Annotated in this window: 15 protein-coding genes; 9 read left to right on the top strand and 6 right to left on the bottom strand. The window is 66.1% G+C overall.

Annotation, left to right across the window (positions count from 1 at the left end; all coding sequences use genetic code 11):
* Positions 1-119 precede the first annotated feature (119 nt).
* A complete protein-coding gene (asnB, locus tag B1964_RS25200) occupies positions 120-1,961 on the top strand; it encodes an asparagine synthase (glutamine-hydrolyzing) (RefSeq protein ID WP_079931747.1) in 1,842 nt (613 codons plus the stop codon).
* Positions 1,962-1,989: 28 nt separating this feature from the next.
* Here the strand turns inward: asnB and B1964_RS25195 are convergent, their stop codons facing one another.
* The 3 genes from B1964_RS25195 to B1964_RS25185 all read right to left on the bottom strand — a co-directional run bounded on the left by B1964_RS25195 (position 1,990) and on the right by B1964_RS25185 (position 3,343).
* Positions 1,990-2,400, bottom strand: coding sequence for a DUF2752 domain-containing protein (locus B1964_RS25195; RefSeq protein ID WP_079931746.1), 411 nt, complete (start codon positions 2,398-2,400; stop codon positions 1,990-1,992).
* 37 nt (positions 2,401-2,437) lie between these two features.
* The gene (locus tag B1964_RS25190; RefSeq protein WP_253194190.1) at positions 2,438-2,809 is read right to left on the bottom strand and encodes a TM2 domain-containing protein; all 372 of its coding nucleotides are present in this window, start codon (positions 2,807-2,809) and stop codon (positions 2,438-2,440) included.
* Between the two features lie 78 nt (positions 2,810-2,887).
* Positions 2,888-3,343: a limonene-1,2-epoxide hydrolase family protein gene (locus tag B1964_RS25185; RefSeq protein ID WP_079931744.1), complete on the bottom strand. Its 456-nt coding sequence runs from the start codon at positions 3,341-3,343 to the stop codon at positions 2,888-2,890.
* A 270-nt stretch (positions 3,344-3,613) separates the two neighbouring features.
* Between B1964_RS25185 and B1964_RS25180 the strand changes: the two genes are divergently transcribed.
* The 3 genes from B1964_RS25180 to B1964_RS25170 all read left to right on the top strand — a co-directional run bounded on the left by B1964_RS25180 (position 3,614) and on the right by B1964_RS25170 (position 5,962).
* Entirely contained in the window at positions 3,614-4,240 is a 627-nt protein-coding gene (locus tag B1964_RS25180; protein ID WP_014359295.1) for a 50S ribosomal protein L25/general stress protein Ctc, read from the top strand.
* Between the two features lie 9 nt (positions 4,241-4,249).
* On the top strand, positions 4,250-4,816 hold the full coding sequence (pth, locus tag B1964_RS25175) for an aminoacyl-tRNA hydrolase (protein ID WP_006370848.1): 567 nt from the start codon (positions 4,250-4,252) through the stop codon (positions 4,814-4,816).
* A gap of 75 nt (positions 4,817-4,891) precedes the next feature.
* Positions 4,892-5,962 carry a beta-ketoacyl-ACP synthase 3 gene (locus tag B1964_RS25170; protein WP_079931743.1) on the top strand — a complete coding sequence of 357 codons (1,071 nt, stop codon included), beginning with the start codon at positions 4,892-4,894 and terminating at the stop codon, positions 5,960-5,962.
* A 3-nt stretch (positions 5,963-5,965) separates the two neighbouring features.
* On the opposite strand, the gene B1964_RS30790 is transcribed toward B1964_RS25170, so the two are convergent.
* Positions 5,966-6,388 (bottom strand): hypothetical protein, encoded by a 423-nt coding sequence (locus B1964_RS30790; RefSeq protein ID WP_216354287.1) that lies wholly within the window; start codon positions 6,386-6,388, stop codon positions 5,966-5,968.
* Positions 6,389-6,546: 158 nt separating this feature from the next.
* On the opposite strand from B1964_RS30790, the gene B1964_RS25160 reads away from it, so the two are divergent.
* Entirely contained in the window at positions 6,547-8,283 is a 1,737-nt protein-coding gene (locus B1964_RS25160) for a PQQ-binding-like beta-propeller repeat protein (protein WP_253194183.1), read from the top strand.
* A gap of 50 nt (positions 8,284-8,333) precedes the next feature.
* Here the strand turns inward: B1964_RS25160 and B1964_RS25155 are convergent, their stop codons facing one another.
* Positions 8,334-9,095 carry an ABC transporter permease gene (locus B1964_RS25155; protein WP_006370844.1) on the bottom strand — a complete coding sequence of 254 codons (762 nt, stop codon included), beginning with the start codon at positions 9,093-9,095 and terminating at the stop codon, positions 8,334-8,336.
* The gene (locus tag B1964_RS25150) at positions 9,092-10,105 is read right to left on the bottom strand and encodes an ATP-binding cassette domain-containing protein (RefSeq protein ID WP_079931741.1); all 1,014 of its coding nucleotides are present in this window, start codon (positions 10,103-10,105) and stop codon (positions 9,092-9,094) included. Before B1964_RS25150 ends, B1964_RS25155 begins: the two co-directional genes overlap by 4 nt.
* 258 nt (positions 10,106-10,363) lie before the next feature.
* Here B1964_RS25150 and B1964_RS25145 point away from each other — a divergent pair, with 258 nt between their 5' ends.
* From B1964_RS25145 to B1964_RS25125, 4 genes are all read left to right on the top strand, one after another.
* Complete coding sequence (locus B1964_RS25145; RefSeq protein ID WP_014359290.1) at positions 10,364-11,380, top strand: beta-ketoacyl-ACP synthase III; 1,017 nt, start codon at positions 10,364-10,366, stop codon at positions 11,378-11,380.
* Between the two features lie 85 nt (positions 11,381-11,465).
* On the top strand, positions 11,466-13,076 hold the full coding sequence (locus B1964_RS25140; protein WP_079931740.1) for a peptide chain release factor 3: 1,611 nt from the start codon (positions 11,466-11,468) through the stop codon (positions 13,074-13,076).
* A 114-nt stretch (positions 13,077-13,190) separates the two neighbouring features.
* Positions 13,191-13,760 (top strand): hypothetical protein, encoded by a 570-nt coding sequence (locus tag B1964_RS25135; RefSeq protein ID WP_253194182.1) that lies wholly within the window; start codon positions 13,191-13,193, stop codon positions 13,758-13,760.
* 295 nt (positions 13,761-14,055) lie between these two features.
* Complete coding sequence (locus tag B1964_RS25125) at positions 14,056-15,345, top strand: HNH endonuclease signature motif containing protein (RefSeq protein ID WP_079931737.1); 1,290 nt, start codon at positions 14,056-14,058, stop codon at positions 15,343-15,345.
* Positions 15,346-15,740: the final 395 nt, after the last annotated feature.

Here is a 15,740-nt window from a genome sequence, read left to right as displayed (position 1 = left end):
TCAGGCATATCCGGCAACACCGACATCTCACCACGCTTTCTCGACGTCTTCGGGACCTCGTGTTACAACGGGTTTACGAAGATAGTTAGTTTCTCTAATGAAATCGAGAGGTGCGTTCTATGTGCGGTATCGCCGGATGGGTGGGTTTCGACCACGATCTACGACGCGAGGGCCACGTCATCGAGGCGATGACCTCGACGATGGCACTCCGTGGCCCCGACGACGTCGGCACGTATCTCGAGCCGCACGTCGGGCTGGGACACCGACGCCTGGCCATCATCGACCTCCCCCTCGGCCATCAGCCGATGACGGCGCAGACCCCGGCCGGTACCGTGGCGATCGTCTACAGCGGCGAAACGTACAACTTCCGCGAGTTGCGTACCGAATTGCGTTCCCTCGGAAACGAATTCGTCACCGACTCGGACACCGAGGTGGTGTTGCGCGGCTACGTGCAGTGGGGCGCCGAGGTGGCCGATCGCCTCAACGGCATGTATGCCTTCGCCATCTGGGACGGGCGGACCGAAGAACTGACCATGGTGCGTGACCGCCTGGGCATCAAGCCCTTCTACTTCTCCCGCACCACCGACGGCGTCGTCTTCGGCTCGGAGCCCAAGGCCATCCTCGCCAACCCCCTGATCCCCCACACCGTCGACCTCGACGGTCTGCGCGAGCTGTTCGCGATGACCAAGGCGCCAGGATGGTCGCTGTGGCGCAACATCTCCGAGGTGGAGCCGGGCACCATCGTCACCGTCGGCCGCGACGGCCTGCGCACCCGCACCTACTGGTCGTTGCCGGCGCACGGCCACGACGACGACCTCGAGACGTCGGTCGCGACGGTTCGCGAGTTGCTCACCGATATCGTCGATCGACAGCTCGTCGCCGACGTGCCGCGCTGCGTACTGCTCTCCGGCGGCCTGGACTCCAGCGCCCTGACCGGTCTGGCGGCCGCCCGCCTGGGCTCCGAAGGCCAACGCGTGCACAGCTATTCGGTGGACTTCGCCGAACAGGAAGAGAACTTCACCCCCGACGAGATGCGCGACACCCCGGACTCGCCGTTCGTGCGTGACGTCGCCGCGCACGTCGGATCGATGCACCGCGACGTCGTGCTGAACCCGGCCGACCTCACCGACCCGGAGGTCCGGCGTGCAGTGATCGGCGCCCGCGACATCCCCGCCGGGCTCGGCGACATGGACAACTCGCTCTACCTGCTGTTCCGCGCGATCCGCTCGGAGTCGACGGTCGCCCTGTCGGGCGAGTCGGCCGATGAGGTGTTCGGCGGGTACCGCTGGTTCTTCGACGAGAACGCCCGCGCCGCAGACACTTTCCCGTGGCTGGCCTTCTCCTCGGCGATGACGCGCGATCGCCACGCAATGCTCTCCGGCGATCTTCAGCGGCGTCTCGACGTCGAGAACTACATCGCCGACCAGTATGCCAGTGCGCTCGCCACCATCCCCGTCGTCGACGGTGAATCCGACGACGAACGGCGGATGCGCCGGTTCAGTCATCTCCACCTGACGCGATTCGTCCGAATGCTGTTGGACCGCAAGGATCGCGCGTCGATGGCCGTGGGGCTCGAGGTCCGCGTCCCATTCTGCGACCACCGGCTCGTCGAGTACGTCTACAACACCCCGTGGTCGATGAAGACCTTCGACGGGCGGGAGAAGAGCCTACTGCGCCACGCGACGTCACATGTGTTGCCGCAGTCGGTGATCGACCGCACCAAGAGTCCCTATCCGTCCACGCAGGACACCAAGTACACCCAAACGCTGCAGGATCAGCTCACCGACATGATCGGCGAGCGCGATCATGAGGTGTTCGCGCTGGTCGACCGCGCCGCGGTGTCATCGATGATCGCCGCCGATGCGGCAACCTGCGACACCGGGCTGCGCAACCAGATGGATCGGGTGCTCGACCTGTATCACTGGATCGACATGTACTCCCCCGAGCTGGTACTGGACTGAGCCCACGCGCCGCCGGCCCAGCCACGCTTCAGATGACCAGGAGGATCCGCACCACCGCAAAGATCAGCCACGCCGCCACGACCACCTTGGCCACCGGATTCCACAGCAGCCGCTCCAGCCGGGGTGGTCGGCGGCGGGTCACCCGAGCGATCACCACGGTGATCGCGAGCGCGACGATCGCGGCGATGATCGGCAGCCCGAACGGGTGCGCGGCAAAGGATTGCGCCCAGTCGCCGTGCATGCCGTAGACCCAGGACCGCGTTAATCCGCATCCCGGGCAGGGCAGTCCGGTGACCAGACGGAACGGGCACAGGATCGGCCCGTGCTCGATCCCTGCAGGACTCAACGCGCACGCCACACCGACACCGGCGACCCCCACGACGGCGGCGATCTCACTCGCCGCGAGTCTCGGGGTGCGGGTGTCGGTGTGCGTGGTCATGTCAGTGTCCTGGTGAGCCGATGTCCTGGTGAGGCGGTCAGTCGGCCAGCGGTCGGCCGTCGGAGTCGGTCACCTTGCCGACGAGCATCATGATGCCGTCGATCAGCGGCCAGATCGCACCGATACCGCAGGTCAGCCAAGTCACCGCGATCTGCGCGATCGCGATGCCGACGTGGCCGGTGTAGAAGCGACCCACGCCGAAGCTACCCAGGAAGATCTGCAACAACCCCGCGGTGAGCTTGCTCTTGTCGGAGAACAACCCGGGGATCTGTCCGGCCGGGAACGGGTTGGGCGCCTCGGCGGCGCGGATGTAGGTGCTGCTCTTGAGCTGACCCGAGAGCGCCATGTGCTGCAGATCGGTGATACCGAGCGGCCCGTGCTCCTGGCCGAGGACGTTGACGTAGAACATGCCGCCCGCCGGTTGTCCGAAACCGTAGGCGGGTGGTTGCTGGTAGCTCATGGGCAGCAATGCTAGGCGCTCACACCATCACTCGGCGAGGGCGCGTCCGACCTTCGATCGACCGTTCAGCGGACGCACAGCCGCCGGGACGAGCACCCCGACCACTCCGCGCAGAAACGCCTTGGTGATGTCGAAGTAGTCGAAGTAATCCCGCCACAGCGTGATCTGACCGTCGACCACCTCGAACCGCCCGCACACCCAGAACTGCACGTGCAATCGGCCGACACTGATCTGGTCGACACGTTCGGTCAGCACGACGGTGTCGTCGGAGGACACGTTGACCATCCGGTAGTCGAAGGAGACCGGCGAGGAATCCATCGAACCGAAGATCTTGGTGACCGGCCTGCGCCCGCGAATGGTCGCCAGGGACACGTTCGTGTAGACGACGGCGTCGGCGAGATCGAGGCAGGCGGCGGCGCTGTCACCACGCGCGAGCCCGTCGAGGAAGCCGGTGACGATGTCGATGGGAGTGCGTGAGGTCATGGCCGCCAGTATGCCCGGCACCGGTGAACGACACAGACGATAGCGCCGAGGCGGATCAGCGCGGCGCGATATGACATCGGCGCAGCTCATCGGCTAGTCTGTTCGGGTTGTCTCGGCGAGGGTGAGTGATCACCGTGATCGGCGCGACCATCGCACGTCTTCTCCGGTGCCCTCGTACGCACCGACGGGGCCGTGGTGTTGGGCGCCGTCGCGCCGGGAAGCACCACCGACGACCGGCCGACCGGTCCCGCCACCCGAGGAGAACGTCTCATGGCCACTCAAGCCAACGCTCTGACCGTCACCACCCGCACCGCCAAGGGCAAGGGCGCCGCACGTCGTGCCCGCCGCGAGGGCCAGGTCCCCGCCGTGCTCTACGGCCACGGCTCCGACCCGCAGCACCTGAACCTCCCGGCCCGCGATTTCGCCGCGATCCTGCGCAACAACGGCATCAACGCCGTCATCGATCTCGACATCGAGGGCACCAAGCAGCTCGCCCTGACCAAGCAAGTCGACGTCCACCCGATCCGCAACTACATCGAGCACGCCGACCTGCTCGTCATCAAGCGCGGCGAGAAGGTCAGCGTCGAGGTCAACATCGTCGTCGAGGGTGACGCCGCTCCCGGCACCCTGGTCACCCAGGACGCCAACACCATCGAGATCGAGGCCGACGTGCTCTCGATCCCCGAGCAGATCGTCGTCGACGTCGAGGGCAAGGAAGCCGGCATCGCGATCCACGCCTCGGATCTCACGCTGCCCGAGGGCGTCACGCTGGTCACCGATCCGGAGACCCTCATCGTCGCCGTGAACGAGGCCCCGAGCGCCGCCGACCTCGAGGCCGAGGCCGTCGACGCCGGCGCCGAGGTGCCCAGCGAGGAATCCGACGACGAGTCCGAGTGACCCTGACACGTGAAACTCATCGTCGGACTGGGTAATCCGGGTCCGAAGTACGAGAAGACACGCCATAACATCGGCGCCATGGTCGCCGATCATCTGGTCACCTCCGCCGGTGGGCGGTATTCGGTGCACAAGCGCTCCGGCGCCGAGGTCGCATCGATACCGCTCGCCGGCGGTTCGGTGTTGGTGGCCAAGGCGCGGACCTACATGAATACCGTCGGTCGTCAGATCGGGCCGCTGGCCAAGTTCTATTCGGTCACACCGGACGACCTGATCGTGCTGCACGACGAACTCGACATCGACTTCGGTCTGGTGCGGCTCAAACGCGGCGGCGGCGAAGGCGGTCACAACGGGCTGCGCTCGGTGAGCCAGTCCGTCGGCACCCGCGACTACCTGCGGGTCCGGCTGGGCATCGGGCGGCCACCGGGTCGGCAGGACCCGGCCGACTTCGTGCTGAAACCGTTCCCCTCGGCCGCACGTGCCGAGGTCGATCTGCTGATCGAACACGGCGCCGACGCCGTCGAACTGTTGCTCACTGCCGGTCTGGAAGCAGCGCAGAACACCGTGCACGCCTGGTGATCGCCGCGTCGGCGCCAAGGCGTGAAAGCGCAAGCACATAGAATCTCTCCCGGCGCAACCCGAAGGGAACGACACGTGGCGAAACTCGCAGCGAACACCGGACACCGTAACGTCGCGATGCTGGGCATCGGTGCGTACCGGCCGAGGCGGCTGGTCAGCAATGACGAGGTGTGCGAGGTCCTCGACAGCACCGACGAATGGATCTACGAACGCAGCGGTATTCGTAACCGCCGCTGGATCAGTGGCGACGAGAGCGCCCGCTCGATGGCCGCGGCCGCCGCCGAACGCGCCATCAGCAACTCCGGTGTGGCCAAGGAGGAGATCGGTGCGCTGATCCTGGCGACCAACAGTTGGAAGACCAAGATCCCGCACGGCGGCCCGATCGTCGCCTTCGACATCGGCCTCAACGGCATCCCCGCCTACGACATCGCCGCCGGCTGCGGCGGGTTCGGATACGCCCTCGGTGTCGCGGCCGATACCGTGCGGGCCGGGTCGGCGCGGTACGTGCTGGTGGTCGGGGTGGAGACGATGTCGGTGGTCATGGAACCCACCGACCGCAACACCGCCTTCATCTTCGGCGACGGTGCCGGCGCCGTCGTCGTCGGGCCGAGCGAGGAGAACGGCATCTCCCCTACCGTGTGGGGCTCCGACGGCGAGAACGCCGAGGCCATCGGGCAGAACTACGACATCCCCGCCTACATGGACCGCGCGCAGGAGTACCAGCACAAGGATCCGGAGAGCGACCCCGTCGGCCGGATGGTCGTGACGATGCAGGGCCCGCGCGTGTTCCGCTGGGCGGCGATCACCCTGCCCAAGGCGTTGGCCGCGGTCATCGAGACCTCCGGTGTGGGCATCGAGGACATCGAGGTGTTCATACCCCATCAGGCGAACGCCCGCATCAACGAGCTCATGAAGAAGAACCTCGGATTCCCCGACGACCTCCCCATGGCCAACGACATCGAGAACACCGGCAACACCTCAGCGGCGTCGATCCCGCTGGCCATGGAGGAGATGCTCGCGACCGGCAAGGCCCGCGGCGGCCAGACCGCGATGCTGCTCGGTTTCGGTGCGGGGCTCTCCTACGCGGGCGCGATCGTCACTCTCCCACCGGCGCCGGCGATCACGAGTTTCGACGAGCTGGGCTGAGGCTTACCGCTGAACTGTTTCGTTCCCGCGTGGCGAGGTCGTTGCGCGGGAACGGTCGAGAGGTGCCGGATGGAGATGGCGGACGGTTCCCACCGAACCACCTTCGGGTAAACCGGTGGTGACATGCACTCGCGCGAGGTCTGGTTTGAGCAGCGGGAGTCCGAGCATCGCCGCCGCCGACGCGTGACTCAGCGGCAACGGACGTGCGATCTCCGAGGTGGCGACTGCAATTGCCTTGAGCCGGTGCAACTTCTGGGCACCGTCATGCCCGTCGAAATCCGCACTGGGTTCGACGTTGACGCCCGGAATGAGTGAAATCAACTGGCCCGCTTTCACGTCGTTGGCGCGGCAACTGTCCGAAATGCCACGCCTCAGAGCGGCATCCCTACGGATGAGCCCGTAGCGGTCATGTGGATATGCAGTCATGCACGGTTGGACGCAGCCGGCGTCGGTGCGGTTCCCTTCGACACCGAGTTGATGCTCGCGCTGGTCGTTTTCCCTCCCGCGCAACGAACTCGGCGCGCGAGAAGTGAATCGACCAGCGGGAGTCAACGAGCGATGTGCGATGGGCTAGGGTCTTCGGCGTGACGACGCCCGTGGACCCACCGGAACACCCTGCTGTGCCCGACCAACCGGCGACCGACCAACCGGCGACCGGATATCCGCAGCCCGGGTATCCGCAGCCCGGGTATCCGCAGCCCGGGTATCCACCGCAGCCATATCCGGGACCGGGATACGCGGGACCCGGTAACGCGGCGCAAGGCCATCCGGCGCAGGGATACCAGACATCGACACACCAGGCACCGGCATACCCGGCACCGGGCTACCCAATGCCTGCACCGGCACATCAGGCACCGGGCTACCCGTGGCCCGCATCCCCGGCCCCCGGCGGCCCCACGCCCACCGGGTCCTCGGGCCGCACCTGGCTGTGGGTCGCACTGGGGTCCGTGGCGTTCATCGTCGTCATCGCAATCGTGGCGGTGATCATCGTCGCCGGATCGGACGGCGGCAGCGACTCCGCCACGGCCGCACTGGCTCCCGGCGACGATACCGTGCACGCAGAGGAGATCGGGTCCATCCCGCGTCCACCATCGAACGACGTGGCATCGATGCCCACCGAACCGTCCATCACGTGGTCCTCGGGCCCCGCGTTGCCCGGGTGGTGGGGCGCGAGCGCGACCGCTCTGGTGCTCGGAAGTCGGGAGTACTCACCCTCGGTGACGGTGATCGACGCCGCCACCGGACGCACACGATTCGTTCACGCGCTACCGCCCGGCCGGTTCGTCGACCTGTGCGCGGCCACCGACACCCGGATCGCCTGTGCCACAGCAACCAAGGACGCACCGTCGGAAACCCTCACAGTGCTCGATGCGCGCACCGGCGCCCGCATCGCCGACACCCCGTTGCCGCCCGAGCCCAACGGCGTGCAAAGTATGCACGCCGTCGGCGATCGATTCGTGATGACGTACGGCTCGTCGACCTCGCCCGGAGCGATGATCGCCACCGATACCGACGGTACGGTGACCTGGTCGGGTCGGGGTTCGGGCGTCGCCGCCGACCAGCCGATCATTGTCCAAGCCGACTCTCCGCCGCCCAATTCCGATGAGGTCTCGCTGCTGCGTGCTTCTGACGGCAAACAGATCGTCTCGCTGAGCCGATCGTCGATCCCGCGGTTTCCCACGGTCCCGTTCACCGTCTATCAGGGCGGTGTGGCCGTGATCAATCCCCAGGGCACCGGCACCGACTTCTACTCGCTCGACGGCACCAAGACGGGTTCGCTGCAGGGTTGGGCACCGGCGGCGCAGAACGACGACACCGGTGCGCCCGCACCGCCGGCCCCTGTCCTGGGGCGCATCGCGGCCGACCTCGGGAAGACCTCGCACATCGTCGGGGCCGCCAATCCCAGGACCGGCCATATCATCTGGCGCCGAACCGGTTCCGAGTTCAACGCGGTCCAGCTGTCGGCGGTGATGGCCGGTGATCTGTTGGGCCTTCGCCTCCGTCAAGGCGGCGGGTCGACCGCACCGAGCACCAACGACGGCAACCCGAATCCCGATGGCCCGGTGCAACTGTTCGACCCGTTGACCGGTGCAGTCCGCTCGGTGCCCATCACGATCGGTATGACGCAGACGACGACCGACGTCCTGAGCACCGACGGGACACGTCTGATCACGAGTCGGGGATCCACCCTGACTGCCTACGACCTCGCCACCGGGGCACAGGCCTGGCAGTTGCAGAGCGACGGACAGTCGATGCGCAGCGCGGGATCCAACATCTTCGGCACAGGCGGTTCCGACGGCGTCTCGTCGATCGGCCCGTGACCGGGGAATCTCCCGCGAGCCTTCAGAACGGAACGTGAACGCTCCTCTCGTCAGGCGTTCTCCTTCCGGAACACTGATGTCCCCCACCAGGTCCCGAGTGCCGCGAGAATCGCCGCGGCGAGTACCGACCACAGCACCGCCATCGTCGCGATGTCACCGCCGAAGGTGTCGCGGACGCCGTCGACGATCCAGCGGAAGGGCATGAAGTCGCTGAGCCGCTGCAACCAGGCCGGGCCGAGGGTCATCGGTAGCAGGATGCCCGAGAGCAGCAGCACCGGCATCAACACCATGTTGATCACCGGCGCCATCACGTCTTCACTCTTGGTGGTGAGCGCCAACGCATTCGACGCCGCCGCGCAGGCCCCGCCGATGAGCAGCGTGATGACGATGCCGACGATCACCCCGATCACCGAGCCGCGCATCCCCATCGCCCAGCCGAGCAGCACCAGGATCAGCGCCTGCACGAACAGTTGCAGGAGGTCGCGCATCAACCGGCCGGTGAGCAGCGCGGTGCGGCTCGCCGGAGTCACCCGCTCGGCCTCGATGACGCCTTCTCGCCATTCGCCGATGAGGCTGAATCCGGCGAACATCGCCCCGAACATGCCAAGCTGCACGAGCAGGCCGGGCACCAGGAAGGTGTAGGGATTGTCTGCGCCACCGGGGAATTGGGCCACCAAGGGTTTGAGGAGCGGTCCGAACAGCACGAGGTAGAGCACCGGCTGCAGGACCCCGATCACCACCCATGCGGGATTGCGCAGGTTCATCCGGATCTGGCGGCGGAAAACGATGTGGGATTCACGCAGGAAGGTCATCGCAGTACTCCTTCGTTCTCGATCTCGGTCTCCGCGGCGTTCTCGGTCGCGGCTTCGGCGTCGCGCAGCGATCTGCCGGTCATGGTGAGGAAGACGTCGTCGAGGGTTGGTCGGATGATCTCGATGGAGTCCAATTCGATGGATTCCGAGGTCAATTCACGGAGCAACGACGGAATGTGACGGCCGGCGTGCTGCACCCGACCGCGAACGTGGCGGTCGAGGGTCTCCACCGAGCCCGCGATGGTCGCCAGTTTGGCAGCCGCGGTGGACACCTGCGCGGCGTCGGAGATCTCGAGGTCGACGAGATCACCGGACACCCGCGACTTGAGGTTGTCCGCGGTGTCGGCCGCCACGATCCGGCCGTTGTCGATGATGAGGATGCGATCGGAGAGTTCGTCGGCCTCGTCGAGGTAGTGCGTCGTCAAGAAGATCGTCGCCCCGTGTTCGGTGCGCAACCGCCGGATGTGCTCCCACAGGTTGGCGCGGGCCTGCGGGTCGAGGCCGGTGGTCGGCTCGTCGAGGAACACCAGGGTCGGGTCGTGAACGAGTCCCATGGCGATGTCGAGGCGTCGCTTCTGGCCGCCGGACATGTTCTTGGGCATGCGTTCCCAGAGTCCGTCGAGTTGCAACTGCTCGAAGAGTGCCTTGCCGCGCCGTGTGGCGTCGGCGCGCGACATGCCGTAGAGCATGCCGTGATCGACGACCTCATCCCCGGCCTGCGCCTGGCTGAACGTTCCGCCGGCCTGCGACACGTAGCCGATGCTGCGCCGCACCATCACCGCGTCGCGCACCACGTCGTAGCCGTTGACCGTCGCGGTGCCCGCGGTGGGCCGTAGCAGTGTGGTCAGCATTCGCAGCGTCGTCGTCTTGCCGGCACCGTTGGGTCCGAGGAAGCCGACGACCTCACCCTCGGCGATGTCGAGGTCGACCCCGTCGACCGCGCAAACCTCTCGTTTCTGTTTACCGCGTCCGGTGTGGAAGGTCTGCACGAGACCTCGTGCATGGATCATGGGTTCCCTCTCCTCGACTCTGTTCACCATTCTCAAGGCCGTCATCTGTCCTGTCGGTGGATCTGTCCGATTTCCGACGCCTGCACATGTACAGACCCGCGTACCGACGAGAATTCACCGAATCGCGGACAGTCACCGTCCGTGAATCCGCAACGTCCCAGAAGAGCAACCGACGACCTGGCCGGACACGTGTACTTCCCAGTAGCGGCGACATGTGAGACGGTCTATGGCGAGTCGCATAGCGGAAGGAAACCACTTATGACCGTGATCGCCGACAAGACCGGTGTGAACAACATCGGGATGCTCGGAATCGGCGCGTACCGCCCCGAGCGCGTCGTGACCAACGACGAGATCTGCGAGCACATCGATTCCTCCGACGAGTGGATCTACACCCGCACCGGCATCAAGACCCGCCGATTCGCGCGGCGCGACGAGGACGTCACCCAGATGTCGGTCGCGGCCGGCCGCACGGCGATCGCCAACGCGCTGCTCTCGGGGTCGGACATCGACGCGGTGATTCTCGCGACCAACACCCACCTGCTGCTGACGCCGGCCGGCGCGACCAAGGTCGCCACCGAGCTCGGCTGCAACGGTGTCCCGGCCTTCGACGTGACCGTCGGCTGCGCCGGTTTCGGCTACGCGATGGCGCTGGCATCGGACATGGTGCGCGGCGGCAGTGCCACCCACGTGCTGGTCATCGGTGCCGAGCAGCTGTCGGTGACGCTGGACATGACCGACCGCGGCAACTGCTTCATCTTTGGCGACGGTGCCGGCGCCGTGGTCGTCGGGCCGACCGAGGACCAGCAGCTCGGCCCGGTCATCTGGGGTAGCGACGGTTCGCAGTACGACGCGATCCGGCAGGACATCGATTGGGTCACCTTCCTCGACGGCGACCGCGTTCAGCGCCCCTACGTGCGACTTCAGGGCACCGCTGTCTTCCGGTGGGCCGCGTTCGAGATGGGCAAGGCCGCCCAGCGCGCCCTCGAGGCCGCCAAGATCGGCACCGAGGACCTCGACGTCTTCGTACCGCATCAGGCGAACTCGCGGATCAACGAACTGCTCGCCAAGAGCTTGCACCTGCCCGAGCGCACCGTCGTCGCCAACGACATCGAGTACACCGGCAACACCTCGGCGGCCTCGATCCCGCTCGCCATGGAGGATCTGCTCTCCACCGGCAAGGCCAAGCCCGGCGACACCGCGCTGCTGCTCGGATTCGGCGCAGGCCTGAGCTACGCGGCCCAGGTCGTCAAGATGCCGCCGGTGCCGTTCGAGTAGTCGGGACGGCCGAGGGGGTCAGGCGACCGAGCGGTCCGGGTTCGTGGGTTTGGGACGCCGCGGCCTGGCCCGATAGCCTCAACAGGTGAGTTCTTCCGTTGCCGACGAGGTCCGCCGGCGTCGTACCTTCGCCATCATCTCCCACCCGGACGCCGGTAAGTCGACCATGACCGAGGCGCTGGCGCTGCACGCCCGCATGATCAGCGAGGCCGGCGCCATCCACGGCAAGGCCGGCCGCAAGTCCACGGTCTCGGACTGGATGGAGATGGAGAAGGCGCGCGGCATCTCGGTCAGCTCGACCGCATTGCAGTTCAACTATCTGCCCGCCACCGCCGGACCCGACGACGAACCCGCCGTCATCAACCTCGTCGACACCCCCGGTCACGCCGACTTCTCCGAGGACACCTATCGGGTGCTGACCGCGGTCGACGCGGCGGTCATGCTCATCGACGCCGCCAAGGGGCTCGAGCCGCAGACCCTCAAGCTCTTCCAGGTGTGTCGTCATCGCGGCATCCCGGTGATCACCGTCATCAACAAGTGGGACCGGCCGGGGCGCACGCCGCTGGAACTGATCGACGAGATCAGTGAACGCATCGGCCTGCTGCCGACGCCCCTGTTCTTTCCCGTCGGTATCGCAGGCGACTTCCGCGGATTGCTCGATCGCCGAACGGGCCGCTACATCCACTTCACCCGCACCGCCGGTGGCGCCACCATCGCTCCCGAGGAGCTGATGGATGCCGACGCCGCGAGCGCGCGCGAGGAACAGGCGTGGACCGAGGCCGTCGAGGAGAGTGAGTTGCTCACCGAGATGGGGCAGGATCACGATCAGGAACTCTTCCTCGGTGGGCAGACCTCGCCGATGATCTTCGCCTCGGCGATGCTGAATTTCGGTGTGCGCCAACTACTCGAGACCCTCGTCGAGCTCGCACCGTCGCCGGTCGCGCGCGCCGGGATCGACGGCGAGGTCCGCGAGCCCACCGATCCGTTCAGCGCCGTGGTGTTCAAGGTGCAGGCCGGCATGGATTCAAGCCACCGGGATCGATTGGCGTTCATGCGGATCGTGTCCGGCCAATTCGAACGCGGCATGGTCGTGACACACGCGCAAACCGGAAAACCGTTCGCCACCAAGTACGCCCAGGCGGTCTTCGGCCGTGATCGCTCGACCGTCGACACCGCCTTTCCCGGCGACGTCGTGGGACTGGTCAACGCGACCGCCCTGGCGCCCGGCGACACACTGTACGACGACCCGCGCATTCAGTTCCCGCCCATCCCTTCGTTTGCGCCCGAGCACTTCTCGTCGTTGCGTGCCACCACCGCCGACAAGTACAAGCAGTTCCGCAAGGGCATGGACCAGCTCGACAGTGAAGGCGTCGTTCAGGTGTTGCGCAACGAGTTGCGCGGCGACGCCTCACCGGTTCTCGCCGCTGTCGGTCCGATGCAGTTCGAGGTCGTCACCGCCCGCATGAAGGCCGAGTACAACGTCGACACCATCATCGAACCGCTCGGCTACACCCTGGCGCGACGCACCGACGCCGACAGCGCCGACGAGCTCAACCGTCAGCGCGGCGTCGAGGTGTTCACCCGGAGCAGCGACGGGGTGCTCCTCGCACTGTTCAGCGACAAGTGGCGCCTACAGTACATCGAGAAGGAACACCCCGATCTGCTCCTGGAACCGCTTGTCGCAGCCGCTGATTGACAGATCACGGTGACCGCCTCTCGTCGGTGGGGTGCACTCTGCGTGCTGGCCGTCATCGCAACGACTTGCGGGTGTGACACCTCGAAGCCTCCCAGCAGGATGTCGGCGTCGTCGGTGCAGCGTGAGTCGCTCCGGCTCGATCCACGCGAGTGCGCACGGACGCCGCCGACGGGTGCGATCGATCGCGTCGCCTACGATCTTCGATTCACCCGGGGCCGCATGCTTGTTGCGGTCACCCCATCCGGGGGCACCGGATGCTGCTACTCGTTTGCGAAGTCGGGCAACACAAGCCCCGAGGTCCCGCCGGACTCGTTGCTCTTCACCTTCTCCGGGCCGGGCACCGACGGCGCCCAGTTGGAGTTCCTTGCAGGCGATCTCACCGGCGGCGGACCACCCCCGGTCGCCGGCACACCGACTCCCGGTCCGCTGACCGGCCCGATCACCGCTCTCGTCGGAGTCTCCGTGGACGGGGTGTACCGCTCCTCAGCCACCTGCCGGCTGACCGTGACCGCCATGTCATCCCCCCTTGCCGCCGGACACTTCACCTGCCCCGAAGCCACTGTGCCGACCGCAAATCCGCTTTCCCCCAACGATGAACGTCCGTTTGATGATTCGTCGGCACCGACGATGCCGTCGGACGCGGACACCGCGACCCTCTCCGGCTGGTTCGAGCTGACCCCGTAACTCCTCCCCCAATGCCCCCGATGGTCGAAGCCCCCCGGTGGTCGAGGTGCGAGCCGCGTGCGGCGAGCCTCGAGACCCGGCGAGACAACAAGCCTCCCAACCACATCGAAAGCAAGACAAACGAAACCCGCACTCCCTACCACACCCCACCGACAGAAAACTGCCGCCAGCCCAGCCCGAAACCCGTTGTCCACAGGCACCTTTCCCTCCTCAGATCTGTCGAATACCCTTGCCTTGATTCATATGTTCGAGTACCATGGAGGCATCACACCGATCAGCCACCGGGGAGGGGCCCATGGTCGAATCCACTACAGTCCTTGACGCGGAAACCGTTGATGCCGAAGCAGTCTTCGCCGCCATCGTCACCCAACTCAGCGACCTGCAATGGAATCCGGAGATGACCGGACCCCAGGCTTTCGGTGCGATGAAGCAGGTCCTGTTGTTGCGGAACCTGGTTGATCACCACGCCACCACCCTCACCGGTGAAATGGACCGGCTGGGCGTCGCCGATCACAAGACCACCCGACTGCGGGAACTGTTGATCAGCATGGGTTTCGCACCCTCGGTCGTAGGTCGGTACGTGCGGATCTCGGCCACCACCGATGTGGATCTGCTGCTCGCGCACGCAGCGGACGGGTCCATCTCCTCAGAACACACCGACGCCATCGTCCGCGGACTGGGCCACATCGACACCCGCTCCCCCAAACCCCTCGACACCGTCCAACGCTGCGAATACCTGCGGAAACTGCTGTCGCACTATTTCGCCGGCTTCACCCCCGCCGAGATCAACCTCTACGCACGGCAGTTGGGTAACGAGCTCGCCGCGGAGACGCCTGGCGGGTTGCCAGCTGCGGAGGACAAGAAGATCAACTCCTACACCGACCGCATCACCGACGACGGACGGTTGGAGATCTCGGCGAACCTCGACATCGTCGCCGGCGAGAAAACCCGCACCCTGATGGAAACGCTGTCGGCGCCCAAGCCCCAGCCCGATGGGTCGCCGGATCCGCGGACCCCCGAGCAGATCTGTGCTGCCGCGTTCGAGACGATCGTTGAACTCGCGGCACAAGGATTGGCCGACACCACCTTCTCGGCCAAACCGACCAACGGGTTGTTGTGGACCTGGTCAGCGGACAACCCCGCGCTCGGCGGCGAGTTGCAGAACATGGGTCCGATCACCGAAGCCACCGCCAAGCTGTTGTCGTGTGACACCACCATCACCAAGATCATCCTCAACCCCGACGGCGTACCCCTCGACGTCGGACTCAAAGAACGGCTGTTCACCCCAGGACAACGCAAAGCACTACTCGTCCGGGATCGTGGATGCATCAAATGCGGAACACACGCCGGACGCTGCCAAGCACACCATGTGCACCACTGGGCCGATGGTGGTCCCACCGACCTCGACAACGGCTGCCTGCTGTGCAGTAGTTGTCATGATGATGTGCACCACCACGGTTGGGACATCATCATGGGATTCGACCGACATCCGTGGCTCGTTCCGCCCGCCAGCATCGATCCGAAACGACAACCAGTGCCGTCGTATCACCGGCGGACCATGCGACTCGACGACACCGCAGCCTGACCTGCACTGCTCCACTGCCTGATTCCCTGCACCCGGCATCGTCGGGACCGCATCTGTTGTTTGAGAACTCCATAGAGATAATTCCCACCCGATGGTCGAGGTGTCGTGGCCGTCCGTGGCCCGGATAACCTTCGGCACAAGAGGTCTCGAGGCTCGTCGCTGGCGCTCCTCGACACCTCGACCACCGGGATGGGACCGCCGTCGGGCGGGAAGGGCCAACGGGTGTGGGAAGGGCGGAGCATCCTTCCGTGGCGAGTCGCCTTCCCCGCTGGTCGAGGTGCGAGCCGCGTGCGGCGAGCCTCGAGACCACCTGAGCCGGAGCTGGAACCGGACCACCGTGCACCGGATACCCATCGGCACAAGAGGTCTCGAGGCTCGTCGCTGGCGCTCCTCGG

This window comes from Gordonia sp. i37 (assembly GCF_002043085.1).
Lineage (GTDB): Bacteria > Actinomycetota > Actinomycetes > Mycobacteriales > Mycobacteriaceae > Gordonia > Gordonia polyisoprenivorans.
This window is presented reverse-complemented; position numbering and strand designations above follow the sequence as displayed.